The sequence below is a fragment of the Kineococcus rhizosphaerae genome (genome assembly GCF_003002055.1).
In the GTDB taxonomy this organism is placed as follows: Bacteria; Actinomycetota; Actinomycetes; order Actinomycetales; family Kineococcaceae; genus Kineococcus; species Kineococcus rhizosphaerae.
In genome coordinates, this window is the sequence record NZ_PVZF01000019.1 from 1 (window position 1) to 25,776 (window position 25,776).

Below are 25,776 nucleotides of genomic sequence, written 5' to 3' on the forward strand. Positions count from 1 at the left end.
TTCAGCACTGGACCCGGCTCCGCAACCAGCAGCATCGACCCGTCACCTTCACCTGGCAACGCCCCGGGGCACCAACTTCAGCCGCAGATCACTAGAGCTGCGTTGAGCAGCGAATGTGACAGAACGAGGGCAAAATCTCTTAGATCGGCCACGGCGAGCGACACCTGTTGCTCAGTTCACGAGCTGCGCACCTAGTACGTCACCGAAGGTCACCTCACGGGCCCAGACACACACCCTGGGTGACGGTACGACGATTCTCGCGAGTGGTTGGCGAGCATCAAAACCGTTGAGAGTCGGACCAAATGAGCGCATCGGCCGCTGCCTGCGACACGTCGACGGCCACCCACTGGCTGAGACTGTCCGTGGCTTCTCGGCCAAGTCGCGACCTCGTTAGGTCGTCACTGATGACTGCGACCAGGTGTCATCCCAAGATTCGGACGATGGCCCTTGCGACTGTTGCAACTGCCGCAGAGCGTTTGCAGATTGTCGAGGTCGTTGGTGCCTCCGAGGACCAGCGGGACCTTGTGGTCCACCGTGAGACCTGCGCAGGTACCGCAGTAGCAGCAGGTGTAACCGTCTCGAGCGAACACCGTGGCCGACATCCGTTTGGCTTGTCGTTCCCACTCGCGGCGCAGTTGTTCGTGAGGTGTCGGGATGTGCGGGAGCATCGTCTGCACGTGGAGGCGGTCCATCACGTTGCTGACGAGAGTGGCGGCGTCGGCGGGAGCTATCCCGCTGCCGGCTGTTTGGCTGTGAAGTGCATCGACAAGTAGAGCAGCCAGGAGGTGGTGGGCTCGGTAGGTCGCGTCCTGCCGGGTGAGGGCTTCCGCAACGCCGGGGGCATGCTCGGGCCGAGTGATGAGGGCACCGGCCCGTTCGTACGCCTCCGAAAGACTTACCTGAGGTACCGGCATACCGAGAGCGGGATCGCTGTCGAGTAATTGGTCGGTGATCGGAGTCGGAAGGTGCTGCAGGATGTCGGCGAGGGCCTCAAGGACCGCCCCTCTGGATGTAGCCGACCCCGCGGTGGCAGCCGATTCGAAGGCGACCGCATCAAGGTCGCTCTGGGAGGCGTTGGGCGAAGCACCTGCTGGTTGCGTCACGATGCGCCTCGCTCCATGTGCTCGGCGAAATCCAACCGCTCACAGTCCTGGCACCTCGGAAGCGTCAAGTCAGGGAAGCCTGCCTCGTCCAGCGGTCGACGAGTCCGCTCGTCGCAGTGTCCACACCAGGGCGCCTTCGGTGCCTTGGACCCGCTCGAGCCTCGCACTTCGCGGTGTACTTCGCGGTCGGGAGCCGTCAACGGGACCAGGGTCGTCGCGAACAGACCGCAGGGATTGTCCAGCTGACCGCCAGGACGCAGCTTCCGCTCGACAGCCTCCAAGATCTCAGGACGGGTCCAGCCCAGCTCCATCCGTTGGACCACGAGACCACGTAGCCGTCGCGCTTCAGCCCGAGACGGCTGCAGCCGATCAGGAAGACGGCCCATCACGCGATCGACCTCATCTTGATCGACCGCAGCGCTTTGCCCAGCTTTCGGGAACGGCAGTACCGAGCGATCGTCGTGGGCAAACGGGCGCTCCTCACGCCGGGAGACCGGCTCAACCTCCATCGACTTATCCACAGCCGCCACGTCAGACGTAGACGTCACGTACTTGGTCTTCTTGAGTGGTCTTCTAAGGGGCGGATTATCCGGCGACGGGTTATCCGGTGACGGGAAATCCGCTACCGGCTCTGACCTGCGAACTTGCCGTTTCGCGGTCTCCCCAACCGGTGACGGATTTTCCGCCACCGGTCCTGAGCTGCGGCTTTGCAGTGTCGGCTCCGGAGACGGAAAATCCGTCACCGGCTCTGACCTGCGGCGACGTTGCGCAGAACGGGCAGACTCCTCGCCTTCAGGAGTGGCGCCCTGGTCCTCTGCGGACAGCTTGCCCGTCAGGACGTAGTCGACCTCGGTCATCTGCCCGTTGTCGCCGCGGTTCTGGATGACTCGCATGTAGCCGGCGTCGACAAGCTCACGCAGACCTGCCTTGACGGCATCACGGCCGTCCTTGCCCTGGGCGACAAGCTGCTGCAGCGTGAGGCGGTAGCCCTGCTGATGCGAGCAGATCGCCAAGAGGAGGCCCTTGGCCTTGTACGACAAGCTGACATCACGGGCCCAGTCGTTGGAGACCATCGTGAAGTTGTCGGTCGGCAAGGCGCCGCGGATGACCGCCATCAGCCCATCCCCCTCTGCGCCAGCAGGGGGACAAGCGCGTAGGGACCGTGGGCGACTGCAGCTGGGCGTCTGGAGCCTGCCGCTGTGATCAGGGGTACAAATGGGGTGACTGGCGTCGACACGAAGGTGTGTCGCGCGCTTTCAGGTTCCCCAAATCGGGTATGAGCGTCTACGCTCATGGTGAGCTCCTGATAGATGAACGGCTTAGAGGTGGTTCGTAGGGGCTTGACGGCGGCGGAGTCGGTCAGTACGGGAGTTGCGAGCTCCCGACCGGCGAGGCCGCCGTCGTCGTGTCTGGGGTCAGGCGGACATGCGTAGCTCCTCTTGCACCGGAGCGTCCCCGCTCGGCAGCTTGATGAAGGCGGGGTCGGCCAGGTGGTGCGCACGCGCCATGACCAGCGCGACGTAGTCGGTGAGTGGGATCCCCATCGCCTTCGCCTGCTCGACGTAGAGCTTCCGGTGATCAGCGGGCACGCGAGCAGTGATCGGCTCGCGGACACCGCGCGGCTTCGGTCCCGGCTTCCTGCGTTCGGCCATGAGCAAGTCCTACCGTGACGCAGATGCAGCATCAGGGACGATGGGCGCGACACGCCGCCACGAACGATCACGACGAGTGTCGCGGCAGCAGCACTTGGCGCGCCGGCCCCGACGTCGATGAGCTGTTTGGTCCTCACGTCGGTGAGAGCCGCGCCTCCGGCCGAATGTGACACCTCCCGGAGCAACTTCTTCTGATGTCGTTGTCACGCAAGCCGGTGTGCGGCAACTTATTAGCGCAGTCGTGATCACCGTTTCTGTCGCGATTATGAGCGAGACTCCAAGGCGGCAGGCCGTTCGGCCGCGATCACAAGTGCGCTCACAAGACCGATCACAGAGGCGCTAAAAAGAGCGGCTCGTGTGCTGCCTCAGGCGGCCACGACGCAGGCCCACCCGGCAGTTGTACATCGCCGACGCAGAGCTCACCGCGATCAGGCCCCGGCAGCGACCGCGAGCACCGACGCAAGGAGCATGTACGGCCCGAAGGCCACCCGGCTCTGCAGCCGCGTGCGCCGCAGCAGCAGCTGGGGAAGCCCAACGAGGAAGGACAGGACGAAAGCGCCGAGCGCTCCGATGAGCAGGGCCTCCCAGCTGATCCATGCCAGGGCTGCGCCCAGCACGCCCGCAAGACGTACATCCCCCAAGCCCATGAGCCCGCCGGGCATCGCGCACAGCACCAGGTAGACCCCGCCCAGGACCGCGCAGCCCAGGACCGCGTGCAGGAGCCTGGACCACTCCCCCGTCATGACGGCGTCGGCGAGGAAGGCGACCGCAGCCACGGGGTAGGCCGGGGCGATGAAGCACGTCGGCAGGCGGTGCAGGCGCATGTCGCACACCAGCAGCGGCAGCAGAACCGCGCCGAGGTAGACGTACAGGAGCAGGGCGGGACGCTCGCCGATGGTCAGGGTCGCGCCCACAGCCAGTACGGCGCCCGCGGCCACCAAGCTCCAGCGTGGCCACCGCGCCCCAGGCGAGCCCCAGGTTCCTACCCGCGCCGCCTCCGGTGCTCTCGCGCTGAGCGTTGCGGCTGCAGTCTGAGAGGGCGCGGTGGTCATGGACTCCGTCCGCGACCTCGCGAGACCTGCAGGGCTGACCCGGACGTCGGCCCCGGCTTCGGCGACCGCATGCTCGTCGCCTCGGCTGCTCGAGGAGCTGGAGGCCGAGGACTCGGTCAGCAGCTGCTGCTCCCAGCGCTGCCAGCGGTTCAGCGCGACGTAGCCGGCGGCGACGGCCGCGGCCGCCGCGACCAGCGCCGACACCAGCCAGCTCACCGTGAGACTTGTCTCACGCGCCGGCGCTCGCCGGGGGCTGTCCTCATGAGGACTGCCCGTAGCCGGTGATGAGGGCCTGGGCCTCACCGATCGGCAGGTGCCCCACGTCCTGGGTCGTCAGCGTCGTGGCGCCGGTGTCGGACCCGGTCCAGGTGACGTCCCACGTCGCGGTGGCGGTGATCGTGTACTTCAGGCCCGGCTGCTTGCGGCTGGTCTTCTGGTAGCCGTCGTACCCGCAGGTGGGCGAGGGCTCGATGCCGTTGGCCTCGGTGTAGGGGGTGCCCACGTTCCCGTTGCTCATCGGGGTGCAGCGGATGACGTGCCCATCGCCCATGTCGTAGGAGATGTGGTCCAGCGCGGCGGTGGCCGTGACCGTGAAGGGTCCAGCTGCTGCTGTCGCGGTGCCTCCGTTGAGGTTCTGAGTCCAGAACCACAGGGGCATCCCAACCAGCCCGAACGTCTCCGTCCCCTTGCGCCCGGTCATCTCGTCGGTGCCCATGGAGCTGTAGATGGTCGGGACGTCCGGCTTCAACTGCGAGACAGCCATCTGCGCCACCTCCCCCGGGGTGACAGTGACCGCCACCGGCTGAACGCCAGCGGCGGCCGGCTGCCCGGGAATCCGCAGACCAATCGCTACTGCGGCTAAACAAGCAGTTGGGGTCAGACCCGTGCACGCCGGGGGTTTCAGTGCATTGCTGACGTCAAACCGGGTCAACGAATCCGACCCAGGCGAGGACGGCGCCGCCGGCTTCGCATTGACCGGTCTCACCGGTGCGGTACTCGACTTCCCAGGAGTACCCGGGGTGTCGGCCACTAGCTGACAAGACCTAGCACTGCACACAATGTTCGCGGCAACAGGTAGGGCGGCATGGGCGGGCGCAGGCACGAAAAGCAATGCTGCGATTGAAGTACCGGCGGCCACCACAAGAGGCCAGCCCCGTCGACTACCTGTCAGCATGGAGTCTCAGTTCGCTGACCGCCGTCGACCTTCCAAGCGCCGTCCTCGTCGTAGGCCCAGAAGTTCACCACTAGACGGGTGGCGTAGATCGTCGATCCGTCCGGACCGAGGCGGACGTTGTTGCCCGCTTGGTCCAGGATGCGGTAGTCCGAGGTGTCGTAGCAGGTGGAAACGCGCACGCGAGCAGGAGCGAAAGCATCAGGCGCAGCTGCGTTGTACTCGGCCGAGATGAGCTCCGCCCGGCTGGTGCCGTCGCCTCGCGTACCGGTGGCGATCTGGTTGTCGATCCAGGACTGCTCCGACTTGATTGCGGACTCGATAGCGACGGAACTGAGATCGATGCCGCTGAGACTGTTCACGCGTTCGGCCTGCAGGGTGAGCTCGTTGTAGGCCTGCACCGACTTCCACGCGGCGTCCTTAGCAGCTTGGATTTCCTCGGCGCTGGGACCAGACGAAGCCGTCGGTGCGGCGGGGGCCGGGTCGTCGTGGCCCCCGAGAAGGTTGACGCCGGCGACGGTGCAGCCGGCTAGGAGAAGAACGGCGCCGGCCGCGGGCAGCACCCAACGACGACGCGGGCGCACCTGGGGTGCTTCGTCGCTGGAGGTGCGCAGGTTGCGGTCGGTGAGGCTCATCGTGGTCGTTCCCATCGCTGGTGGCGTCCGGTCACCGGTCATCCTCCCCGGTGCGGCCGCTGTGTGGCTACCGAGGTGGCCCCCACCGCCCTCCACGGCACCTCCCCCGCGGGTCGAGAGGTCCTCACCGACCGTGTCGCCGGCGGGCTCACCGGACTTTTCATGCCCCTGGCGGAGGGGGGTGACCAGGCCTTCCTCGATGCTGTCGAGGGGCTGACGTGGGGGTGTCATCGGGTCTCCAAGGCGGCGAGCAGGTCGGCTTCAAGGCGCAGCGTGCTGCTGGCCGGCTCGAGGTCGTCGGCCTTCAGCTGCAGGTGGTGGTCGATGATCATGCGGTTGACCTCTTCCTCATCGCCGACGGCCGCGGCCGCGCGCAGGGCGGTCTCGATGAGCAGCGTGTGGTGCGGCTCAGCGCGCAGCCCCACCGCTGAGGCACGTCGGGCGGTGGTGAAGTCCTCCCGGTGCAGAGCCACGCTGGCCACGTGCACGGCGACGTCGACGATCTGCATGCGCACCTCCTGACGCAGGTCCTCGGTCCAGGGGCCGTAGTGGGCCTTCAGGACCTGCACCTTGGCTCCCGCGCCGGAGGCATCGGCGTTCCGCTTGTGCTTGATGTCGTGAGAGCGACCCCCCTCGAAGGGCAGCCCTCGCACCAGCTGCAGCGCCTCGATGAGGTCCGGGAGCGGAGCGCTGGCGACGTCGCACCCGACCAGCTTCAAGAAGACGTCGTGGTCGGTGGCCACGCCCTGCAGCTTGATCTGCTGGTTGCGGGGCACGTACGGCTGACCGTCCTCATCCACACCCAGCCAGCGCCGCATCCGCGACAGGCTCCCCGCGCAGTTCTTCCCCGCCCCCCGGTCCATGACCGGCAGGTCCCAGAACGTCGTCGTGAACGACGCACGGGAGGGGTGCGGCATCAGCGCCAGGTAGAGCATCTGCGCGACCAGCACCGTCTTCTTGCTCGCATCCCCGCCGGTCGGCTCCTCCCCGCGAGCGCCGAGCAGGACCGGAGGGCCCATGAACGCCAGGACGGGACCGCTGGTGTGCTCGGTGAGGATCTGCTCGGCGGTCTTCGTCGTCCAGGTCGTCGACGTGGGCTCGACGTCGCAGACCCCGGCGGCCCGGGGAGAAGTGGCCGCGGCGCTCGCCGGTGAGGCCAGGTGCGGGCCGGACGCACCACCCGGACGCGCGCTGAGGTGCTCGGCGCGGGTCTCGCTGTGCGGGACGTCTTCAGCGCGCGGCGCCTCACGCAGGTCGATGGTCGGCTCAGGCGCAGGATCGGCTGCCCCATCGAGGGGGTTACCGGTGCGTGCAGCTTCGGAGGCGAGGTCGGTCTGGGCATCGGCGATGGTGTCGTGGTCCGCGCTGGGCTGGTCCGCAGCGTCCGTGTCTTCGCCAAGCTCGGGGTGGAAGGTCGGGGCGCTGTGGTCGCTCGCGGCAGCAGGGGCTGTCACCGGCGCCTCCTCGTGCGCCTCTTCGTGCGCCTCGTCCTGCGCCTCGTCCTGCGCATCGGAGAGGAGGCCGAGCGCCCAGCTGGGGCCGGACGTCCACTCGCGGCTGCTGGCCGCCTGCAGCTCGGTGAGGATCTCGGTGTAGCTGGCGTCATCCAGGCGGGTCGGGTGCAGCGGCACCGGCCCCGGGAGCAGCTCGGCGTCCTGGGTGCGCGCGTGTAGTCCCAGGACCCACTCCCCTAGGGGTTCACCGTGGGTGGTGATCGCCGCGAGACCGACGCGGGGCAAGTGATGCACGACCGCCTGAAGTCGGCGGTGCTGGTCGCTGTCCAGGGGCTGACCCAGCAGGATCAGCTGCGGTGTCCAGGCGTCGGTGTCCAGGCCGTGGGCGCGGGCGGTGGCCAGGTCCGGCACCTGGTGCGTCTTCATCAAGGTGCTGACGTCGTCCGCGCTTTGCTCTAGGGCCCGCAGCAGGTGCTCGACGTCCTCGACGTGGGCCAGGCGCTCGGTGCCAAGCACTGCGGGCAGTTCGGGAGCCAGGTCACCCACGAGGGTGACGTGGAGGTTGTCGGCCCAGCTGCTGGTGGCCAGCTCGATGGCGATGGCGCGCAGCACCTGGTGGGCCATCGCGGTGGGGCCGGTGATGGCCAGAGAGGACAGTTCCTCCAGGTTCAGCATCACGATCGCGCCGTCGGGGTCGGTGCCGATGGTCGTCAGCGTCGGGTAGGGAGCCTCGACCGAGCGCAGCGGCAGGGGCTGGGCGTACAAGTCGCTGTAGGCGGTATCCGTCAGGGACGGGTCGCCGCCGGCGGCCTCGGTCTCGGCGTCGACGAGGGCAAGCACGAGCTCGGCGGCTTCGGTCGTGGTCACCAGCCACGTGGTGCCCGCAGCTCGTCCCAGACCTTCGCCGTCCAGGGAGCTGATGGGCTCGCCCTCATCGGAGTCGTCGTCCGGCAGGCTCTGCCACGGCAGGGGCAGGACCGCGGGGTGGGCCAGGTACAGCTCGATGCCGTTGGCGTCGAGGCGGGCGGCCCGCACCGGCGGCATCGGGATCTGCTGCTGGTGGGCATCTACCGCGAGCAGTCGCAGCATGACGTCGAGGTGCAGCACCGCCTGGAGGTCAGCGTCTTGGGCGAAGGCGGTGGTGCTGGTCTGCTGCTCTTGGCTGGCGGCGGTGTAGTTGTCCAGCAGCAGGCCCTCGTCCTCGATCTCGGCCGCGGCGGCCTCGAGGTCTTCCTGCAGGCGATCCACCGCCAGCTCATCCAGATCGCTCGCTCGGCGCGCAGCGCCGCGGCCGCGGACAGCCCAACTGGTGCCTGCGCTCGCGCGCGCCGGTAGCCGGCGTCCTGCAGGCCGTGCACGTCGCTGCTGGCGACGGCGTACGGCGATGACGGTCAGAACACCAGCGGCCAGCAGTGCTCCGACTCCGATCGCAGTGGACGTCGTTGCGTCCTGCGCCGCGTCGGGTGCGGAGGTGTCCGCGGCTGGGGCGGAGGTGGGCTCTGGCCGGGGCGAGGCCGGGGAGGTCCCTGACGTGGTCGTCGGGTTGCTCGCCGTGGCAGTCGGGGCGACAGATTCGGTGTTGGTGGTGCTCGGCGCGGTGGTGCTCGAAGGGCTCGCTGCGGGAGCTGGCGCTGCGGCCGTGGAGCCCGGGATCGTCAACGTCCAACCGGGCGCGATGACGTCAGGGTCCTGCAGGTGCTGGCCCCCCGGCTGAACTCGATCGGCCGAGGCCTGCGCGATCTCTGGCCACCGGTCGCCATCGTGCAGGGTCCGCTCGGCGATCTTGGACAGGGAGTCCCCACGCTGGACGACGTAGTCGCCGCCTGTCGAGGCGGCGGGCGGCGTCCCCGCATCCGCCGGCAAGGTCAGGACCCAACCGGGAGTCAGGTACCCGTGCGCCTCCAGGTGGCCCCCATCGCTCTGGGGCCGGCCCTCATTCAGCTGGAGCAGTTCGCCGTACCGGGTGCCGTCGCCGAGGTGCTCGTGCGCCAGGTCCCACAAGGTGTCGCCTGGAGCGACCGTGACCGTCCGAGCCGCTGTGCTCGAGGGCGACGTCGTCGAGGCCGGCGCTACGGACGTGGTGGCAGGTGTCGTGGTTGAAGTCGTGGTTGAGGTCGCCGCAGATGCTGCGGCGACCACGGGTGCTGCGGGCATTTGAGCCGCTGAGGCAGCACCGATGGGACCGGCCAGCAGCACGGTGATCAGCGTCAGCAGCCCACCGGCGCTCTTGCGGGACCAGCCCAGGCCCGGGATGGCGGGCAACCGCACGCCCGGCAGGGCCTGCACCAACTCCAGCAGCAGGGAGAGGGTGAACACCGCCCACGCGACCCACACCACCAGCGCGATGAGCGCGATGACGACCTCAGGTGTGACCGCCCCGAAGGCCAGGTCCATCACCGACCCGGCCGCGGACAGCTGCTTGAAGGGGTTGCCGACCAGCCGTGCCAGCACCAGCGGGATGCCGACGACACCGGCGGTGGTCAACGCGATCAAGACGACGGCAGCCAACCGGCCCCACAGCGTGGGACCGGCAGCGACCGGAGCAGCCGGGCGCGGAGCAGGCCGCGAATGCAACGGCGTCACGTCAGTCCTGCGCGTAGAGGCGCTGGTCCGGGTCGTGTTCTTCGGGGGCGTCGGCATCAGCTCGGCCTACTTTCCACACTCTGCACGAGGGACACCTCGGCGCGACCTTCGACGTTGGAGGTACCCACACCGATGGCGCTGAGGAACTTCGGGGTCCACGGCACCGATGTCGTCACGCTCAGACTCCCGCGCCCACCAACAGCCACCGACCCTGACACTCCCGCGGCCGCCAGGTACGCGTTCGCCGCAGCCACCGCTTGGGTTCCTGAAGAGCTGCGCGCCACCCCTTGGGACTGGATGGGCGTACGCGGCACCGCCTGAGCCCCAGCGCGCGCGGCCTCCGCCGCGGCGTGGTCGGCAGCCTGGATGGCGTTCATCCGCGAGGAGCCGTCCACGACCAACCCCACCACCAGCACCACCGCGAACATCACGGTGATCATCCACACCGACGCCGCTCCACGATCCTCAGCTCCGGGCCGAGCCTGCTGAGACGGGACACGACGCAGGGCCTGGCGCAGGTGAGAGCCCAACGCCGCAACCCGCGCGCGCGAACCGCGAGGCAGGAGAAGCCGCTGCTGGCGAGTTGCCGCGCGGTGGGAGCAGATGCCTGTGCTGGAGTCCACGAGCTGTTCGGTCACTGCGTGCGCTCGCGGTAGGTGTCCAAGGGACTGATCGCCGTCTTCGTGATCGTCTTCGACCCCGGCAGGCCAGGGATCAGATCGGCCAGGGGCACCGTGCATTCCACGGTCACCTCAACCTGGGCCGGCACCCCGACTCGTTGCGCGAAGCCTGCAGTGTTGGCCTGCACCGTGTAGGAACTGCAGGTGTTGGGCTGACCTTGCAGGGACGCCTCGGCACCGCTGCGCGCTGCGGCCTGGGCCGCGGTAGCGGTCCGGCTGATGGAGGCCATCCGCGCGGAGTCGACCGCTGCGGCCTGGACGATGCCCTGGCTGACCGACAACCGCCCCGCTGCGATGACGAAGCCGATGAGCAGCCCGATCGCTGGAGCCAAGACGGCCATCTCCACCGCCATGGACCCCTCCTCCGCGCTGCCACCGGCTCCCCCGCGCAGGCGCCGCCGCAGTGCACCGGGCAGGCGCAGGCCACAGCAGGTGCGGGCGCTGGGATGCCGGCGCGCCAGCTTCTCGGCGCCGGTGGATCCGTTCAGGAGCTGGCCGCTCGTCGGTTGCGGGTTCTTCTGCGGTGTCGGCACAAGGCCTCCTCTCGGACGTCCACGACGAGGTGGTCGATGGTCAGGCGGTCGATGTCAGGTGGGTCAGTCAGCAGGCCGGTGAGTCAGCGGGTCGGCGATGAGTCGGTCACAGGGAGTGCTCCTTCATCTGCAAGAGCCGCACTCGGTGGCGAATGTGACAGGCATGATCCGATCAGTTGGTCGTGAAGCGCTCGGTGGCGCCAGTGACGGTCTGGCTGAACCTGGGCAGGGGCAGGAAGTCGACGATGGAGGTGGACTCCCCGCTGACGGTGACGCTGATGGTGAGCGGGCTGACGTCGACCTGCGTGGAGGGGTTGAGCACCGAGCCGCTGGCGGCGCGCTGCAGGAAGCTGTCGCTGGCAGCGACCGCGGCGGCACTGGAGCCGTTCTCGGCTCGCGCGGCCTGAAGGCCCTCCTCGGCGGCGTTCAAGGCAGCGCTACGGGCGTAGAACCAGATGCCGGCCTGGATGATCGCGAAGGTCAAGATGATCAAGAAGGGGAAGAGGACTGCGGCCTGGACTACCGCCTCCCCTCTGTCCTGGCCGGCACCTGCCAAGGCACGTCGAAGTCCATCTCGAAGCCCACGTCGAAGTCCACGGGCTCCTCTTCCAGCACCCTGTCCAGCATCGGCGCCGAGGTGAGCAGGGCCGCATCGGCGAGCGCCGTCCTGAGACGGCCGGCGCGATCCCAGCATCCAGAGGTGGTTCATGACGTGAGGCTCCTACGACGGCGTGAGGTCGAGTCAGCGGGAGATGAGGCGTGTCACGCCGGCCACCAGCAGAGCCAGGACACAGACCGTGAGGGAGATCCGGAGGAGCCAGTAGAGCAATTCGCCGCCTGCGGCGCTCTGGTGCCCCCAGCGGGGTAGGCGCTGCGCCGCGCGCTGTCGACGTTCTTCACGCCGGGTCGCGAGGCGTCGCTCGGGGCTCGTGTTGGTCATCGGCGGACCTCCTGCCTGCCTCGTCGGGGGGGGCTGCCTCAGGCCCCTTGCTCGCGTGGGTGGGCGCCCGTTCGCGAGGGTCAGCGCCTCGGATGCGCTGGCCCGATGAGCGGGCCGGGGAGGAGAGCAGTGGGTGCGGCTCACGAGTGCCCGCGTGCTGCTCTGCTCTTCTCGCCCGACCCTCTCGCCGGTCCTGCTCATCGGGTGGTGCACCTCAGCCGAGGCTGCCCACCTTGCTGTTGACGAAGGCGGTGATGGCGGCGATGACGATGCCCGCCACGACGACACCGCCAGCGACGATGGCCGCGGTCTGGACTGCGTCGCCGGTGTCGTCGCCCTGGCGGCTGAGGTGGTCCTGGGCCTGCTGGAGCTTGATCTGGCTTGCGGTGAGGAGCTTCAACATGGGGTGCCTCCTGGTTGAACCACTCGCTGCTCGAGTGGACGGTGTGGGTCGGGCTGTGGGTTGGGCTGCTGGTCTGGCTGTGGAGCGTCTTGCGGGTGGAGCTATGGAGTTGTCCTGCGACGACTGTGGGTGTGCACAGGTCGCCAGCGCGCACAGTCTGTTCTGTTGTGTGATCTCTGTGCCAGTGGATCCGTCACGCTGCCGGCTCATGTCGTCGGTCTGCGGTGGCGGGCCTGACCGCGCGCCGCGGCAGTACAGACCTCGCGGAGGGCCGCGGCCGGCGGCGCAGGCTGTGTCGGTCAGGGTCGTCGTCACGGCGTCTCACAGCGCGGTCTGCAGCAGCATGGGCGCCACGATGAACAGGCCGAACATCATCACCAGCAGACCCAGAGGACCGTTGATGCGTTCGGTGACGGCGTTGGCTTCGGTCTGATCGGCGGTCACCTGGGCGTTGCGCATGGAGGTCGCCCGCGCGCGCAGGGTGCGGTAGATGTGCACGCCTTCCTCGGTCGAAAGGCGCATCGTCTCGGCCAGTTCGGCCAGCTCGATCACGCCGACTTCACGGCTGAGCTCGTGCAGCCCGTCCCAGGGGCGGATCCCCGACCACGAGCAGCGCAGCAGCTGCTGCTGCAGGCGCTGGAAGGGCCAGGACTGCCCGATGGCGGCGGCGTTGGCCAAGGACTGCTCCTGGCCCATCCCTGAGCGGCGTTCCATGGCCACGAACTCGATGTAGGCGGCGATGGCCCGCTTGAACTCCGTCCGGGCCGCGCTGACACGGCCCTTCAGCTGCAGGTCCGGCACGAACCACGTGAAGATGCCCACCAGCGGGCCCAGGAGCAGCGGCAGCTGCACGGGCAAGAAGGGTGCTCCGCCGGTCGCCAGCGCCGGCAGGCAGGTGGCGACGTAGAACAGCGCGGGGCTGAGCAGACCCAGCAGGCCCCAGACGGCCTTCTCCCCGAACCACTCACTGGTCGTGGTCCCCAGCAGCCGCAGATCTTGCTGGCGTGGCTGCAAGATCGCGATGTTGCGGACCAGGTGAGCTACGCGGGTCCCGATGCGGTCGCGCAGGTCGGTGCTGGCCGCGACGCGCGAGGCCCGCTGGACACCGCGCGTGGAGGCGCCGTGTTCACCCGTCAGTGCCTGGACGGCATCCAGCGGCGAGACGTGCAGCCGCTCCATGGCCGAGGCCAGGTGCGGTGGGCTGGGTAGCAGTTGGCGCAGTGCCCAGAACACGCTGAAGCCCAGCAGGGCCCCGCCGATGATCAACACCAGGGTCATGGTTGCGGTCCCCTACAAGCCCTTGGGTCCAGCCGACGGCGGCAACAGCCGCGGCGGCGGGACGTTGGAGGCCATGCGCCGCATGAGCAGCAGCAGGCCGAAGTACGCGCCGAGGATGACCACCAGGGCGATCTGACCCACCGGTGAGGAGTAGGCCGCCAGGTAGCTGCGCCCGAAGACCGCGATGACGCCCACCGTCAGCAGGGCCACCGCGGTGACGATGCGCACCTGGCTCTGCTGCTTGTCGCGTTCGATCTCGACCAGGCGGCGGGCTCGTACGGCTTCGGAGACCGTCTCGGCCACTCCGTCCAGGACTGCCACCAGCCCGTCCACGGGCTGGCGTGAGGCGAGGATCAGGGCGCCGACGGCCAGGTCCGCGGTCACGTCGTCGAGGTCGTTGCCGAAAGCGCGCAGCGCTTCCTCGGTGCTCCAGCGCGCCCGCAGCCGCTGGGCCAGGCGCGTGACCTGGGGGCGGATGGGCTCTGGAGCTGAGCGGGCGGTGCGCCCGATGGCCTGCGCCAGGCCGCTGCCGTTGACCAGGTTGCCGGACAGTCCTCGCGTCCAGTCCTCCAAGGCCTCCATCTGCGCGATGCGCGCCTTGGCGCGCTCGTCGTTGAACAGACGAGGCAGCCAGATCACCGCGGCGGGGGCGATGAGGACCATCACCGGCCATCCGGTCAGCAGCCACCCGGCCACCGCGGCCGCGGCCAGCGTCGCGATCCGGATGCTCAGGCGCTGTCCGTGACGGCCGGCGGTGACGGCCTGGACGAACCGGGCCCCCACTCCTGTCGCTGACGCGCTGGTTCGTGCGCGGCGCGGTGCAGCAGCAGCGCCCAGGTCCGGGACCGGGGGGCGGGCCCAGCGCCAGGCGAAGAAGACCCCCACGATGAAGATGGCGGCGCCGGCCGCGGCCACCAGTGCCGGGCTCACCACTGACCTGCTTCGATGCCTGCGACCGGCTGGTCGAGCCAGGCGGGGTCGAAGCCCACCGCGACCAGTTCGTCGAGGAAGCTGGGGGTGTGCTGCGGTTCGACGTGGGTGGTGCGCAGGTGCGCACCCCGCTCCCCCGTTGCCCGTCCGAACAGGGTCGAGCGGCCGACGACCTCCCCCTCGCCCTCGCTGATCTCGAGGATCTCCCCCACCCGCCGCCAGGTTGAGCCGTCGGGCCGGGTGATGGCCTCGATGTGCACGACGACGTCGACGTGCTCACCGACCTGCGAGCGGGCGTAGGCGTCGGAGTAGCCCTCACTGGTCAAGGCGTTGACCAGACGGCTGATGACCGCGCTGGCGGTGCGGGTGTGCACCGTGGCCATCGTCCCGTGCGCGGCGTTCATGGCCTGGATCAGCACCTGGATCTCCTGGGAGCTGCGGACCTCGCCCACCACGAGCCGCGAGACGTTCTGCCGCAAGCCGGCGTACATCAGGGTGCTCACCGAGATCTCGCCCGGACGCGTTCCGTCGGGTCGGTACTCCCCGCTGCCCTGACGAGCGTGCACCGGCTTGACCAGCTGATCGCTGTTCTCGTGCAGGAACAGCTCGAAGTCGGTCTCGATGGTCATGTACAGCTCGTCGGGGTCGATCGTGGCCGCCAGCGCGCGCACGAAGGTCGTCTTCCCCGAGCCGGGGGCGCCGGAGACGATGATGTTGCGCCGGGCCAAGACGCAGGCGGCGAGGAAGCTGGCCTGGGCCTCGGTGCACATGTCGGCCTCGATCAACCGCTGCAGATCGACCTGGGTCAGGCGGTGGCGTCGGATGCTGACGATCGGGCGGTGGGAGACCTCGATGATCATCGACAGGCGCGAGCCGTCACGCAGCGGCATCTCCAGCAAGGGAGTGGCCGGGGACAGCTGCTTTTCGCCCTGACCCACCCGTGAGGCCCACATCGCGACGGTCTCGATGAGGTCCTCGTCGGAGGCGGCGATGGGGCCGACGCGTTCGATCGACCCGTCGGCCAGCGACAAGATCACGTTGTCGTACCCGATGGCGTCGATGTTCTCGACGTCGACGCGTTCGAGGTACTGCGTCAGCAGTCCGTGCTTGACCACGCGGTCGACGGCCGCGTGGATGGTGGCCTGGCGCACTGCCGGGTTGGTGAACACCGTCTCGCCTTGCGCTTCGTGCTCGGCGACGTAGTCGTTGACGACCTCCGTGGCCACCTGCTGGGCCAGCATCTCCTCATCCAGAGCAGACAGCTGCCCCAAGGTGGCGCTGCGGGCGGCCAGCCGCTCCCCGATCCCCAGCTGCAGCACCCGCACCAGCGCGTGATCGGCCAGCTGGTTGCGCCGTCGAGCGGTGGCCGCGGCATCGACTCCCCCCTGCGGCCAGGCAGCAGGCGACACAGCCTGCCCCGAGGCCTGCGAAGCAGTCGGGGTCGGACCCGCTACCGCGGCGGGCGGCGAAGAGGCTGTGCTGGTCGATCGCGCATCGAGTCGCGCGGGATGGGGCACCAACCGAGGTCCGCGAGCGCCGGAGAAGGTGGAAGTGGTGAACCCCGGGATGCTCGATGTGTTCTGAGGGTCTTGGGAGGTGAAGAGGGGCAGCGAGCTCGGGGAGACGGCGCCGAAGGCAGCCGCACTGCCGGGGTCGCCGTCGAAGTCGCCGGTGAAGTCGCCGGTGAAGGCGGTGCTGAAGTCCGTGCCGGGATCGGTCGTGAAGGTCAGCCCGGGCGTCGCGTCGTCCTCGGCGCTGGCGGCCGGCGAGACGCCGGTTCCTGGGGCGGGCGTGCCTTGGTTGCTGCCCACGTGGGGAGCAGTTACCTCCAGCCGGTTCTCGCGCTGGGCCGCGTGCGAGCCTCCGTGCGAGCCGTTGTGATCGGTCTGTTCCAGCTGCTCGTGCAACTGCTGCAGACGGTGGTCTTCAGCGTTGGGGGCGGCTTGGGCCCGGGCGCGGATGATGCCGGCCAGGGCGCGCGCAGTGCGCGGGCGAGGAGGGCTCTGGCGCTCAGACACGGCTGTTCTCCTCCCGATCAGTGGGGTACTGCTCTTCGGGTCGCGTCAGGCGGGCGCGGCGGCTTTCGATGAGCTCGCGTGCGTTGGCTCCTGCGCGGCGCACGCTGCGCAGGTAGTCGCTGTGGTCGTGGCGGCGGTCGGGGCGGCGCCCGTGGCTGTAGACCGCGGCGTCGTTGGTGGCCTGCGGCAAGGTGGCCAGGACCGGGGCTCGCAAGGTGCTGACGACTTGGGCGCGGGCGTAGGCGTCGTAGTCGCCTTCACGCACGATCAAGGCCAGCGCATCGGCGCCGGTGGCGTGAGTCTCCAGGTGCTGCTGCAGGTGGGCGACGCTTCCTCGAGCAGCGTGCAGGGCGGGCAGGCCCGCGCCGGTCAGGACCATGACGGCATCGGAGCGCTCGATCAGCGGCAGGGGCGCGTTCGTGGTGGCGTAGCGACCGGCGTCGACGATGACGTCCACTCCCCCGCGGTCCAGACCGGTCAGGACGTCGGCCAATTCGACCCAGACCCGTTTGGTGAGTTGGGCCTGGGCGAAGGTCGGGGCCGCCGAGAGCAGCGTCTTGCCCTCAGCTCCGGGTAGTTGCAGGCACTGCGACCACAGGACTTCCTCCACCGAGGAGTGAGCTGCGGCCATGGTCAGGCTCAGCAGGGAGCGCTCCTGGGAGACCTGGCCGCGGAAGAGACCGGCCATGATCGCGCTGCCGCCGCTGGAGTCGGCTTCGACCAGCAGCGCCGGTCGCGGCCAGGTCATCGTCATGGCCAGCGCCGTGGTGGTCACGCCCGGGGCACCCTTGATGCTGCACAAGGTGATGAGTGCCATCAGCGTTCCCGGGACTGCAGGACGAGCGCGACGCGACCGGTGGAGGCTTGCGCGGCGAGGCGGGCCGCGTCTCCTTCGGGAACCAAGACGTCGACGGTGACTACGCCCTGGGTGTCGGGGGTCCCCACGTTCTGCACGGTGGCGCTGGTGGTGTTCGGCGCTGCCGGCACCTGGCTGTTGGCGTCGTTGGAGTTCGGGGTGTCGACGATGGACACGGTGTCTCCGGCGACGAGGGGTTCGGTGGGCATCTGGGCGCTGGTCAGGGCCACCCCCACCAGGCTCTGGCCGTTGACCGGGACCACCGAGGAGTTCAGTGCTTCAGGAGTCAGCAGCGTTCCGGCGAACAGCGGCTGCTGGGCGCGCTGACCGATCAGGTCCTTCAGCTGTGCTGCGGGCACCGTCTTCAAGCCGGTGCCGTTGACGTCGACGGTGGTGAGGTCCTCGCGGGTGATGGTCTGCCCGCGCTGGACGCTTTCACGCACTTCTACGACCGAGGTGGTCTTTGTGGCCCCTTCGACGGCGAAGTAGACCGCCACCGCTCCCAGCCCGGCCAGAGCGACCGCCGCGAGCAGGTGGCGGGCACGACGTTGAGGGCGGAAAGCAGCCGGCTGGACGGGCACCCCCCGCGTCGTGGTGGCGGGCTCGGTGGCGGGGGCGCTGCGGCGGCCGCGGTTTGCAGCAGGGCCTCGGCCGTTGGTCGAGCCCGGGGTGGTGGTGCTCACGCGCCCTCCTGGGGGTGCTGGGTCTTCGGGTGCAGCTGCGGGCGGATCGTCGCAGGCGTCGGACTCGCGAACTGAGCTGATCTGGCGCGGTGCGGGCCTGCGCCGAGGAGCAGACGGTCGTAGGGGTGCGGCTGACCCCCGTCACGTTGTAACTCGACGTTACAACGTGACGGGGATGTTGTCACTCCTGATGTCCAGGGCGCCGGAGAGCGCCTCCGGCTGTTGGCGGAGGGCGTGGGTGGGGTGAGCAGCGGGGTGAGTCGCGGGGTGAGTCGCGACGTCCGCGGTCCGCCCTCCCCTGCCGGAGACAACAAGCAGCTCGCGGCCCTCAGGCCTTCCGGCGCCAGCCTCGACCCCGGCGCGCGGCATGGGCCTCGATGACCGCCTGGGGACGCCACACCGGGGTGCGACCGATCGTCGTGGCCGGCGCCGGAAGGATGCCGCGTGAGACATAGGCGCGCACCGACGCCCGCGAGATTCCGCAGTGCTCGGCGATCTCGGCCGTCGTCCACCACTCCTGGGCGGCATCGACCGACGAGGTCGACCTGCCGGTGGGAGTGAGCAGCGTGTCCGGCGAGATGCTGTCGGGGTTCGACGCAGCGCTGCCGGCGGGTTCGAGCGTCGCAGAGCTGTTCGTGTCGTCCTCCTGCTGCGTGCTGCGATCGGACGTTGAAGAGCTCGAGGAAGAACGCGGCACGTTCCGGCCCGCCCCCGGTGGGGACGTTCGTGGCGGGCGCGAGGGCATCGACGAAGCGTAGAGGTGAGCGACCCTGCGAAGTCAGCGCCGGAGGCGCTGCGCTGACACCGTGGCGATCGAGCACGCTGGGAGTGTAGTCAGCCATCAGGTCAACTCCTCACGATCGTAACGCGCGCAACCACTTTGGGGTGCGACACCCTGCCGACCGGCTCGACCCCGGCCCGACGCGAGCCTGGCGCCGGCCCGACGCTGGTCAGGACCCGGCCGAGCTCAGCTGTTGCCGAGCTCGGCGCGCACCGCGAGCGTCACCAGCTGGCCGCGGCTGCTGGCACCCACCTGCTGCTCCACCTCATCGAGGGTTCGCAGCTGCCCGCGCGTCAGACGCAGACCCATCTGGACCTTCACCTCGTTGGTGCGCGCCGGGGCGCTGAAGGTGAACAGGGACCCCGTCTGCGGTTTCAGGGCCTCCTCCACTAGCTGCGGCAACCGGGCGTACTGCGCCTCGATGGCCCGCAGGACGACCTCAGCGACCGTGGGCGCAGGGTCTAGATGGCGACGACGAGCGGCCACCAGCTCCCTGACCTCCACGGGGACGTAGACCGCCGTGGAGACGGGCAGGTGATCTTCTGCTGCTGATGAGGCCGACACCGCAGACTTCGGGCGGCCGATCTTGGCCGCGGGCCGTTCGGTACGCCGGCCTGAAGTGGCCGCGCGCGAGCGTTCAGCGCCCGTCGTCGATCGTGGCCGCCGGGAGCCCGCAGCGACCTCCGACGCAGGTACCGCCGCGGCAGGCGGCGAAGGTGCCGCACTCACCTCCACAGCACCGGCCGCGGGAGCAACCGCAGCGGCGTGGGCCTGATCGTCGTCCTGGGCCCGATCGTCGTCCTGGGCCCGATCGTCGTCCTGAGCGCTGGCCTTGGCCCTCGTCTGGACCCCGACCTCCGTCTTGGCCCCCGTCTCAGTCCCGTCCAAGGCTCGAGCCTGGGCCGCCCCGGCGGGAGAGGCGCCCTCTCCCCCGGGCCCCTCCCCCGCTACGGCAGGGGCCGAGTCTGTGGCGGGCTCGACCTCGACGAGCTGTGATGTCACAGCAGCGCCCAGATCAGCTGCCAGTTCACATGCCAGGTCCGCCGGCAGCTGCGAAGACAGGTCCGCGGGCACCTCGACAGGACGCTGATCCGCAGTGGGCTCGGTCGTCGACGGGGCGGCGGTGGGCGCCGCAGCAGGCAGCAGTCGTGGGCTGCGCCGACCTCTACGCCCCAGCGAGGCGGCCAGCTCCTGCGGGAGAACCGATCGAGGCTGCTCGCTCATGCGACCACGCCCTGTCCCTCACCCGAAGCCCGCCCATCCACCGTGGCCGACTCCCCTCCCCCGCTGGTCGAGTCCTGCTTGCGGTGATCCCCGCTGTCGTCCTGGTCGATCGCCTCAGCGCCTTCGTTGACGCTGTCGTTGGCGCTGTCGTCCTCGCCCGCGCTGGCGCCCTCGTCGTCAGCGGCTCCTTCGCTCTCGGCTTCCAGCAGGGTCTGTACGAACTCCTGGGCCAAGGCGGCGTAGTCCCCGGCCAGAGAGGAGGCGCTGCCGGCCAGCCGCTCGACGGGCTGGCCGCTGCGCATGGCCTCGTACCAGGCGGGCTGGGTGCTGACGACCTTCTCGAGCTCATGGGCGAGCTCACCGCGCTCGCGGGAGTCAGAGGCCGCGGCCTCGGCGTAGCGGATGCGGGACTTGAAGATGTAGGCGTCAGGGCCGAGGTCCTCGCGGACGCGGGCGTAGACGCGCTCGTGGATGCGGGTGGCGCTCTGACTGGTGCCGGTCAGGAGGACACCAAGCAGCTCGACGTCAGGGTTGACCTCTCGCACCGTCTCGACGCGTTCAGCCACCTCCGACATCCCGGCCCGGGAGCTGGCATCAGAACGAACCGGCACCAGCAGCCACCGGGCGACGCCGACGGCGACTTCCTGGACGATCGGCTCCCCCGGCGGGCAGTCGAGCAAGATCACTTCGTAGTCGCGAGCGATGTGGGCCAGCGGGATGACCAGGGCGTCGGCCGCGGCGTGACGCGACTGGCTGCGCTGGGCGGTCAGCAGGGCCCGCAGGTTGTCCAGATGCTTGCCACCCGGCACGACGTCGAGGTTGGGTCGCACGTTGCGGATCGGCAGCAGAGCGGTGGAGCCCAGCACGGCCTGGACGATGCCCAGACCCTTGTCATCGCGCGCGTCCGTTCCGTAGCCCAGGTCCTGAGCGCAGTTGCCCTGCCGGTCCAGGTCGAGGAGCAGGACCCTGGTGCCTGCCGCGGCCAGCTGGCCGGCCAGGTTCGTCGCGATCGATGTCTTCAGCACCCCGCCCTTGTTGTTGATGATCGCCACGACGCGATCCATGAGCAGGCGCAAGATCGCGCGGTCCGTGCTGTCGATCCATCGAGACAGCTCCCCCGCATCCATCTCCTCGACGAAGGCCAGCAGCTCGTCCACGGTCTCGAACTGCGGCGGGCTCTGAGGCTGTGTGTCGGCAACCATCGCGAGAGGGGTCCTTCCCTGGCGGTGTGGGTCGGTCGGTCGGTGGGTCGGTCGGTGGGTGTCGCTCACAGGGATGTGGTGCAGCCCGTCGAGCCGCAGTCGAGGCTCGGGCCGGACGATAGCGCCCGAGACGGTCACAGCCGCCGACCTACGTCGCGACCACCGCCGTGTCATAGGACGCGCCTTAGTCCGTCTCTACGAGCCCACGTATGGGCGCGCTCTCGACAACGTCATAAGCCGCGTCAGCGAACGCAACCACGAACACGCAGTAAAGCGCGGATGTCTGCACGCATGAAGCTGCAACGTACTACACGGCATACGACAAGCGCTCTAGTGCGGCAGAAACCGCAACATATAGCACGCAATAAAGTGCGCTAATAAGTGAGGAGCGTGCGGGTGTGGGCGGAGCTATCGGAAGGGGCGACGCCTGAGGAAGGGTGTCGCTCGCAGTGGACCGCCAGCAGGCCTCCTGGGCGATCCGTACCTAACAGCCCGCTCACGAGCCCGCTCACGAGCCCGCTCACGAGCCCGCTCACGAGCCCGCTCACGAGCCCGCTCACGAGCCCGCTCACGAGGCTGCTCACGACAGCGCTCGCGGTCACGCTCACAGAAACGCTAAAAACATCGCTCACAACTACGCTAACGAATACGCTCACATCGACGCTCACAGCTCAGCTGGGGAGCATACATGCAGGTCAGGGGCCCGCCATGTCCGACCGACAGGTGCGGGCATTGCCCCATCCTGCGAGGGTTGCACCTACCAACCCAGCAGCACGAGCAGACGGCAGCGGCCGTCGGGGCACGCGCAGACGGCGTCCGCATCACGCGCAGGACCGTTCGTCTTGAGGCTCGCTGGCCGCGCACACCGCCTGCGACAGACGTTGCGTTGCTCGCTGGAGCCGCTGGCGGGTTGCCTGGTGGCTCAAGCCCAGCTCGGCGGCCACCTGCTCCAGGGGGGTCCGTCGCGGACCACCTGCAGCGAAGACCATCGTCAGCAGCTCCACATCGCTCGCCGACAGCACCTGCGACGCCCAGCGCAACAGCCCCTCGGCCAAGTCCGCGGCCGACAGCGTGGAAGCGTTGACGGCAGCGGCCGGGTCTGCGCTGAAGGGCTGCATCGACTCCACCATCCGCGCCGGGTCCTCAGCCGCCGCCGCGTCCAGGAACCGCTGCCGGGAGTCCAGCCGGCGCACCACCTCGACGTCCTCACCCAGGCCCCGCAGCTCGTGGCTGGCCCTGTACTCCACCTCGTCGTGACGAATCCTCTTCTGCAGGTCCAGGCGCAGGTTCAAGGCGATGCGGTGCGGACGCCTCGTCAGGGGGTAGTCAGCGGCCAGCAGCCACAACGACGCCACGACCGAGGACATCCCCAGGCCGTAGCGCTCGGCCAGCTTCACCACCACCAGCGCCAGGCGCCGAGTCAGCACCAGGAAGGCCAGCTCACCGCCGGGGCCCCCCTCAGCGATCTCCAGCAGCAGGACCCGCAGCGCCTCGTCCATCTCATCACCACGTCGCTGCAGCCACAGCTTCCCGATGCGTGCATCCACCTCCGCCACCGAGGCCAGGCCGGCCAGAGCGATCGGTGCCTGCTTCGTCCACCGGGCCGTGCACTGCTCGGCCCAGGAGGACTCCTTCATCTCCTCCCAGCGACGCTGGACGTCCCACGGCAAGCGCGTCAGGGCCGCTTCGGCACTCTGCTGGGCACGAGAGACGGCCACGGAGGCGGTGGTGCGGGGGAGTGCGGCGATGTCTGACATGGGGTGACCTCCAGCGGAGCGGTGCGAACACCACCCACGCTGGCCAGCGGAGGTTGCCCCAGAGGTTGCCCGACAGGTTGCCCGCCATGATCTGGTGCAGAACTCGCGTGCCCGCCCCGACCGGGCAACCATCCAGTCTCAGCGCAGGCAACCCCTGAGCCGAAGGCGGACAACGACCAGCTGCAAAGCCGGCGGCCGCGGCTGCGTCGCTCACCACCGACCTCGACACGGCTGGGGCTACCCCGGGGTCTCGACCGATGACAGCTACCTCGACCCGCAGGCTCCGCCCAGATCCACCTGCCACCGCACGATCTCGACCTGCATCCGCACCCGCACCCGCATCCGTGAAGCCCGCCAGTGCGCCCCTGCTTGGACTCACCCACGGTGGACAGGAGGCGAACCCTGCGCATGCAACCCGGCGTCCTCAACGGTCAGCCGCGCCACCTCAGCGCCCAAGCAGCGTCATCCTCACGGCAGCACTCCGCTGTCTGAACGGCCATCAACGCCGGCCGGGAACCCGCAGCTCACACTTCTACGCACCAGCACGCGAGCGCCGGCTGCGACCGCGGTCATCGACGACTACCCACCCAGACCAAGCACCGGACACGACGACACGGGCTGCGCGGACATCAACGGCGAGGGGGGATGCCCAGCAGGGGCATTTAGCGCATCGCCGGATCCAGGCTCCGGTCCGGACGCTGCGCGCCACAGCCCGGAGCCTAATCTGGTGATCAAGCGGGGAGCAAGTGAGCCCACCTGCAACCACGCACCCGAACGCGACGGCGCTCGCGGGCGGCTGTGCCGCCTGTTGCGACGTTGAGGGCTTGCTCGCGAGCGCTCCCACGGTCCGGTCTTCAAGCGCGGCGGCAGGTGCGTCGATGAGCGCGTCAACGAGCGCAGTTATCAGCGGAACCGCGAGCGGGTTGATGAGCGGGACGTCGGGAGGGGATAAGTGCGCTTCTGCCACGATCGCGCGATGGCTGTCCATCACCCGGCGACGATCGCGCCCACCAAGCTGGAACTGCTGCAGGCGTGGGTGCCGCACCAGCCCTGGACCGGGAACGCCGACACCTCCGTCTTGACCAAGCTCGGGTCCTACCGCTTCGACGACCCCGACGGTGAGGTGGGGATGGAGACGCACCTGCTGGCCACCGCCGACGGGCAGGTGCTGCAGGTTCCCCTGACCTACCGCGGCGTCCCTCGCACGGGGGCTGAGGACTCACTCATCACCACGATGACGCACACCACCCTCGGCCAGCGCTGGATCTACGACGGCTGCCACGACCCCGTCTACGTCAACGCCCTGGTCACCACGATCGTGACCGGTGGCCGTGAGGCCGCCCTGTACGCCGCCACCGAGCAGGGGATGGTGCTCGAGCCGGCCACGACGCACGTGCGCGGCAGCGGCTCCTGGACCACGGCCCCGGCCCTGACCGTGCCCGTGGTCTGCCACGAGGGGACCACGACGACGATCTCCGCCGGGGTCGAGGTCGTCCTGCCGCGGGTGGTGGTCCCCGTCGCGCCGGGGACGGGTTTGGTGTTGAGCGGTACATGGCCTGGGCAGGAGACCCCTTGCGTGTTGGTGAGGGTGGACGTCGCCGGCGACAGCGCGCACAACGCGGGATGACCGTGCGTCTGACCATGCGCCGTGATCTTCCGATCACCTGGGGTCATCCATGAGCTGATCGACACCGCGACCAACGGAGGATGGAGCTCGTGGTCCCGTCGGGCAGGGTCAATCGCATGACGCAGCGACGCACCCCGCAGCAGCTGGCACCCTGGACGCAGAAGCCCGCGACGTGGATCGCCCTGGCGGTGGCCTTCCTCGCGCTCTCGACACCGCTGTGGGTCGATGCCCTCAGCGGGGAGAAGACGCTCGGCTACCTGCCGGCTGCGGCCTTCACCGTGGCGGCTGCCTGCTTCGTGGTGCAGGCCCGCCGCAGTGCCCGGCGGCGGCTGGAGCGCTGAGCTGTTGGTGCGTTCACCGGATCCGCGACGCGTGGCGCGTTGACGCCGCAGACTGCTGGCCAGAGGGTGGGCCCTCACCACGCAGATCGCGGGATGACCGTGCGCTTCGCGCGCACCGCGGGATGACCGCAAGTCCACCGGATCAACCGGGAGTGCTGCAGCTCTTTCCCCCCATCTCTGGGGTGATGGCGAAGGTCAGGTCCTCAAGGAGGTAGCCGTGGCCCGGTGTCGGGGTCCAGCGAGCTTCCCCAGGTCTGCCGTAGCTGGCTCGAGCGATCATCTGTCCCTGAGCGTTGAAGGCTGTGATGTACGCGCCGTTGACGGACTTGGTCCGCTGGGCTTGAGGTTGGCTGAGGGCCAGCACGGCCCGGGCACGGTCAGGCAGGTCGCTCGTCCGAAGGCTGGGGTGGGCGGCGAGGCTGGTGTCGATCTGCTTCGCCCAAACAGCCAGATCGGTTTGGGCGGCGTCGAGGTCAGCGACGCCGGCCTCGATTGAGCTGTAGGTGAAGCTGCTGGTGAGGTAGCAGTCGGCGGGGATGCGCTGAACCGGAGGTGCGGTGGCCGGTGCTGTCAGCGAGGCGCCGTCTTGGGCGGTGCGGTGGCTGTGCGTACCGGACAGCAGGAGGAGCGGAGCGAGGGCGGCGACGGCCATCGTCGTGCGAGTCGTGCTCGGCATGCTTGCTTATCGGTCAGGGCTCATCGGTACTTGAGGGCCTCGCCTTGAGCGCCTAAATGGGTGATGACTGCTCGTATGGAAGCGTCGCTCATCGGCAAGACCGCGAGGTCGTCGAGCGCGCGGACGGCGCTCTGACCGCCTTGCCCAGTTCACCTACGGGACGGCGGGCTCGAGTGGCGTCGCTTCCAAATCCGGGC

24 protein-coding genes are annotated in these 25,776 nt (G+C 69.1%); 2 read left to right on the forward strand and 22 right to left on the reverse strand.

Annotated features, from left to right (window positions below; genetic code table 11):
* Positions 1–398: 398 nt before the first annotated feature.
* The 21 genes from CLV37_RS28220 to CLV37_RS24870 form a co-directional block, all read right to left on the reverse strand.
* Entirely contained in the window at positions 399–1,103 is a 705-nt protein-coding gene (locus CLV37_RS28220; protein WP_211298936.1) for an HNH endonuclease, read from the reverse strand.
* Positions 1,100–2,218, reverse strand: a complete 1,119-nt coding sequence (locus CLV37_RS24760) for a hypothetical protein (RefSeq protein ID WP_106215423.1) — start codon at positions 2,216–2,218, stop codon at positions 1,100–1,102. The genes CLV37_RS28220 and CLV37_RS24760 overlap by 4 nt, the downstream gene beginning before the upstream one ends.
* A gap of 300 nt (positions 2,219–2,518) precedes the next feature.
* The gene (locus tag CLV37_RS24765; RefSeq protein ID WP_106215424.1) at positions 2,519–2,755 is read right to left on the reverse strand and encodes a hypothetical protein; all 237 of its coding nucleotides are present in this window, start codon (positions 2,753–2,755) and stop codon (positions 2,519–2,521) included.
* A 428-nt stretch (positions 2,756–3,183) separates the two neighbouring features.
* On the reverse strand, positions 3,184–3,669 hold the full coding sequence (locus tag CLV37_RS27865; RefSeq protein WP_170127488.1) for a prepilin peptidase: 486 nt from the start codon (positions 3,667–3,669) through the stop codon (positions 3,184–3,186).
* A 397-nt stretch (positions 3,670–4,066) separates the two neighbouring features.
* Positions 4,067–4,570, reverse strand: a complete 504-nt coding sequence (locus tag CLV37_RS24775) for a hypothetical protein (RefSeq protein ID WP_106215426.1) — start codon at positions 4,568–4,570, stop codon at positions 4,067–4,069.
* A 404-nt stretch (positions 4,571–4,974) separates the two neighbouring features.
* A complete protein-coding gene (locus CLV37_RS24780; RefSeq protein WP_146149576.1) occupies positions 4,975–5,613 on the reverse strand; it encodes a hypothetical protein in 639 nt (212 codons plus the stop codon).
* 227 nt (positions 5,614–5,840) lie between these two features.
* Positions 5,841–9,575: a LysM peptidoglycan-binding domain-containing protein gene (locus CLV37_RS24785; RefSeq protein ID WP_170127489.1), complete on the reverse strand. Its 3,735-nt coding sequence runs from the start codon at positions 9,573–9,575 to the stop codon at positions 5,841–5,843.
* Positions 9,576–9,706: 131 nt separating this feature from the next.
* Positions 9,707–10,090: a pilus assembly protein gene (locus CLV37_RS24790; RefSeq protein WP_170127490.1), complete on the reverse strand. Its 384-nt coding sequence runs from the start codon at positions 10,088–10,090 to the stop codon at positions 9,707–9,709.
* A 194-nt stretch (positions 10,091–10,284) separates the two neighbouring features.
* The gene (locus CLV37_RS24795; RefSeq protein ID WP_211298937.1) at positions 10,285–10,863 is read right to left on the reverse strand and encodes a TadE/TadG family type IV pilus assembly protein; all 579 of its coding nucleotides are present in this window, start codon (positions 10,861–10,863) and stop codon (positions 10,285–10,287) included.
* A 172-nt stretch (positions 10,864–11,035) separates the two neighbouring features.
* Positions 11,036–11,572 (reverse strand): TadE/TadG family type IV pilus assembly protein, encoded by a 537-nt coding sequence (locus CLV37_RS28925; protein WP_106215431.1) that lies wholly within the window; start codon positions 11,570–11,572, stop codon positions 11,036–11,038.
* A gap of 33 nt (positions 11,573–11,605) precedes the next feature.
* Entirely contained in the window at positions 11,606–11,803 is a 198-nt protein-coding gene (locus tag CLV37_RS24805) for a hypothetical protein (protein WP_106215432.1), read from the reverse strand.
* A gap of 214 nt (positions 11,804–12,017) precedes the next feature.
* Positions 12,018–12,206: a hypothetical protein gene (locus CLV37_RS24810; protein ID WP_106215433.1), complete on the reverse strand. Its 189-nt coding sequence runs from the start codon at positions 12,204–12,206 to the stop codon at positions 12,018–12,020.
* Between the two features lie 321 nt (positions 12,207–12,527).
* Positions 12,528–13,484 carry a type II secretion system F family protein gene (locus CLV37_RS24815; RefSeq protein WP_106215434.1) on the reverse strand — a complete coding sequence of 319 codons (957 nt, stop codon included), beginning with the start codon at positions 13,482–13,484 and terminating at the stop codon, positions 12,528–12,530.
* A 12-nt stretch (positions 13,485–13,496) separates the two neighbouring features.
* Entirely contained in the window at positions 13,497–14,414 is a 918-nt protein-coding gene (locus tag CLV37_RS24820) for a type II secretion system F family protein (protein ID WP_211298938.1), read from the reverse strand.
* Complete coding sequence (locus CLV37_RS24825; protein WP_146149577.1) at positions 14,411–16,432, reverse strand: CpaF/VirB11 family protein; 2,022 nt, start codon at positions 16,430–16,432, stop codon at positions 14,411–14,413. The genes CLV37_RS24820 and CLV37_RS24825 overlap by 4 nt, the downstream gene beginning before the upstream one ends.
* Positions 16,425–17,249, reverse strand: a complete 825-nt coding sequence (locus CLV37_RS24830) for a hypothetical protein (RefSeq protein ID WP_106215436.1) — start codon at positions 17,247–17,249, stop codon at positions 16,425–16,427. The genes CLV37_RS24825 and CLV37_RS24830 overlap by 8 nt, the downstream gene beginning before the upstream one ends.
* Entirely contained in the window at positions 17,249–17,971 is a 723-nt protein-coding gene (locus CLV37_RS24835) for an SAF domain-containing protein (RefSeq protein ID WP_106215437.1), read from the reverse strand. The genes CLV37_RS24830 and CLV37_RS24835 overlap by 1 nt, the downstream gene beginning before the upstream one ends.
* A gap of 328 nt (positions 17,972–18,299) precedes the next feature.
* Entirely contained in the window at positions 18,300–18,716 is a 417-nt protein-coding gene (locus CLV37_RS27190; RefSeq protein ID WP_146149578.1) for a helix-turn-helix transcriptional regulator, read from the reverse strand.
* Positions 18,717–18,938: 222 nt separating this feature from the next.
* Positions 18,939–19,256, reverse strand: a complete 318-nt coding sequence (locus CLV37_RS24850; protein WP_106215440.1) for a hypothetical protein — start codon at positions 19,254–19,256, stop codon at positions 18,939–18,941.
* A 716-nt stretch (positions 19,257–19,972) separates the two neighbouring features.
* A complete protein-coding gene (locus CLV37_RS24860) occupies positions 19,973–21,133 on the reverse strand; it encodes a ParA family protein (protein ID WP_170127492.1) in 1,161 nt (386 codons plus the stop codon).
* Positions 21,134–21,999: 866 nt separating this feature from the next.
* Positions 22,000–22,935: a helix-turn-helix domain-containing protein gene (locus CLV37_RS24870; protein WP_106215444.1), complete on the reverse strand. Its 936-nt coding sequence runs from the start codon at positions 22,933–22,935 to the stop codon at positions 22,000–22,002.
* Between the two features lie 976 nt (positions 22,936–23,911).
* Between CLV37_RS24870 and CLV37_RS24875 the strand changes: the two genes are divergently transcribed.
* Together CLV37_RS24875 and CLV37_RS24880 are read left to right on the forward strand one after the other, a co-directional pair.
* Complete coding sequence (locus tag CLV37_RS24875; RefSeq protein WP_106215445.1) at positions 23,912–24,562, forward strand: CG0192-related protein; 651 nt, start codon at positions 23,912–23,914, stop codon at positions 24,560–24,562.
* 116 nt (positions 24,563–24,678) lie between these two features.
* Positions 24,679–24,903 (forward strand): hypothetical protein, encoded by a 225-nt coding sequence (locus CLV37_RS24880; RefSeq protein ID WP_146149580.1) that lies wholly within the window; start codon positions 24,679–24,681, stop codon positions 24,901–24,903.
* A gap of 142 nt (positions 24,904–25,045) precedes the next feature.
* Here the strand turns inward: CLV37_RS24880 and CLV37_RS24885 are convergent, their stop codons facing one another.
* A complete protein-coding gene (locus tag CLV37_RS24885) occupies positions 25,046–25,579 on the reverse strand; it encodes a hypothetical protein (RefSeq protein ID WP_146149581.1) in 534 nt (177 codons plus the stop codon).
* Between the last annotated feature and the right edge of the window lie 197 nt (positions 25,580–25,776).

Coding starts and splice junctions, on each gene's coding strand:
- CLV37_RS24760 (WP_106215423.1), bottom strand. CDS start 2,218: ATGGCGGTCATCCGCGGCGCCTTGCCGACCGACAACTTCACGATGGTC.
- CLV37_RS24765 (WP_106215424.1), bottom strand. CDS start 2,755: ATGGCCGAACGCAGGAAGCCGGGACCGAAGCCGCGCGGTGTCCGCGAG.
- CLV37_RS24775 (WP_106215426.1), bottom strand. CDS start 4,570: ATGGCTGTCTCGCAGTTGAAGCCGGACGTCCCGACCATCTACAGCTCC.
- CLV37_RS24780 (WP_146149576.1), bottom strand. CDS start 5,613: ATGAGCCTCACCGACCGCAACCTGCGCACCTCCAGCGACGAAGCACCC.
- CLV37_RS24790 (WP_170127490.1), bottom strand. CDS start 10,090: ATGATCACCGTGATGTTCGCGGTGGTGCTGGTGGTGGGGTTGGTCGTG.
- CLV37_RS28925 (WP_106215431.1), bottom strand. CDS start 11,572: ATGAACCACCTCTGGATGCTGGGATCGCGCCGGCCGTCTCAGGACGGC.
- CLV37_RS24805 (WP_106215432.1), bottom strand. CDS start 11,803: ATGACCAACACGAGCCCCGAGCGACGCCTCGCGACCCGGCGTGAAGAA.
- CLV37_RS24810 (WP_106215433.1), bottom strand. CDS start 12,206: ATGTTGAAGCTCCTCACCGCAAGCCAGATCAAGCTCCAGCAGGCCCAG.
- CLV37_RS24815 (WP_106215434.1), bottom strand. CDS start 13,484: ATGACCCTGGTGTTGATCATCGGCGGGGCCCTGCTGGGCTTCAGCGTG.
- CLV37_RS24830 (WP_106215436.1), bottom strand. CDS start 17,249: ATGGCACTCATCACCTTGTGCAGCATCAAGGGTGCCCCGGGCGTGACC.
- CLV37_RS27190 (WP_146149578.1), bottom strand. CDS start 18,716: ATGCCCTCGCGCCCGCCACGAACGTCCCCACCGGGGGCGGGCCGGAAC.
- CLV37_RS24870 (WP_106215444.1), bottom strand. CDS start 22,935: ATGTCAGACATCGCCGCACTCCCCCGCACCACCGCCTCCGTGGCCGTC.
- CLV37_RS24875 (WP_106215445.1), top strand. CDS start 23,912: ATGGCTGTCCATCACCCGGCGACGATCGCGCCCACCAAGCTGGAACTG.
- CLV37_RS24880 (WP_146149580.1), top strand. CDS start 24,679: ATGACGCAGCGACGCACCCCGCAGCAGCTGGCACCCTGGACGCAGAAG.
- CLV37_RS24885 (WP_146149581.1), bottom strand. CDS start 25,579: ATGCCGAGCACGACTCGCACGACGATGGCCGTCGCCGCCCTCGCTCCG.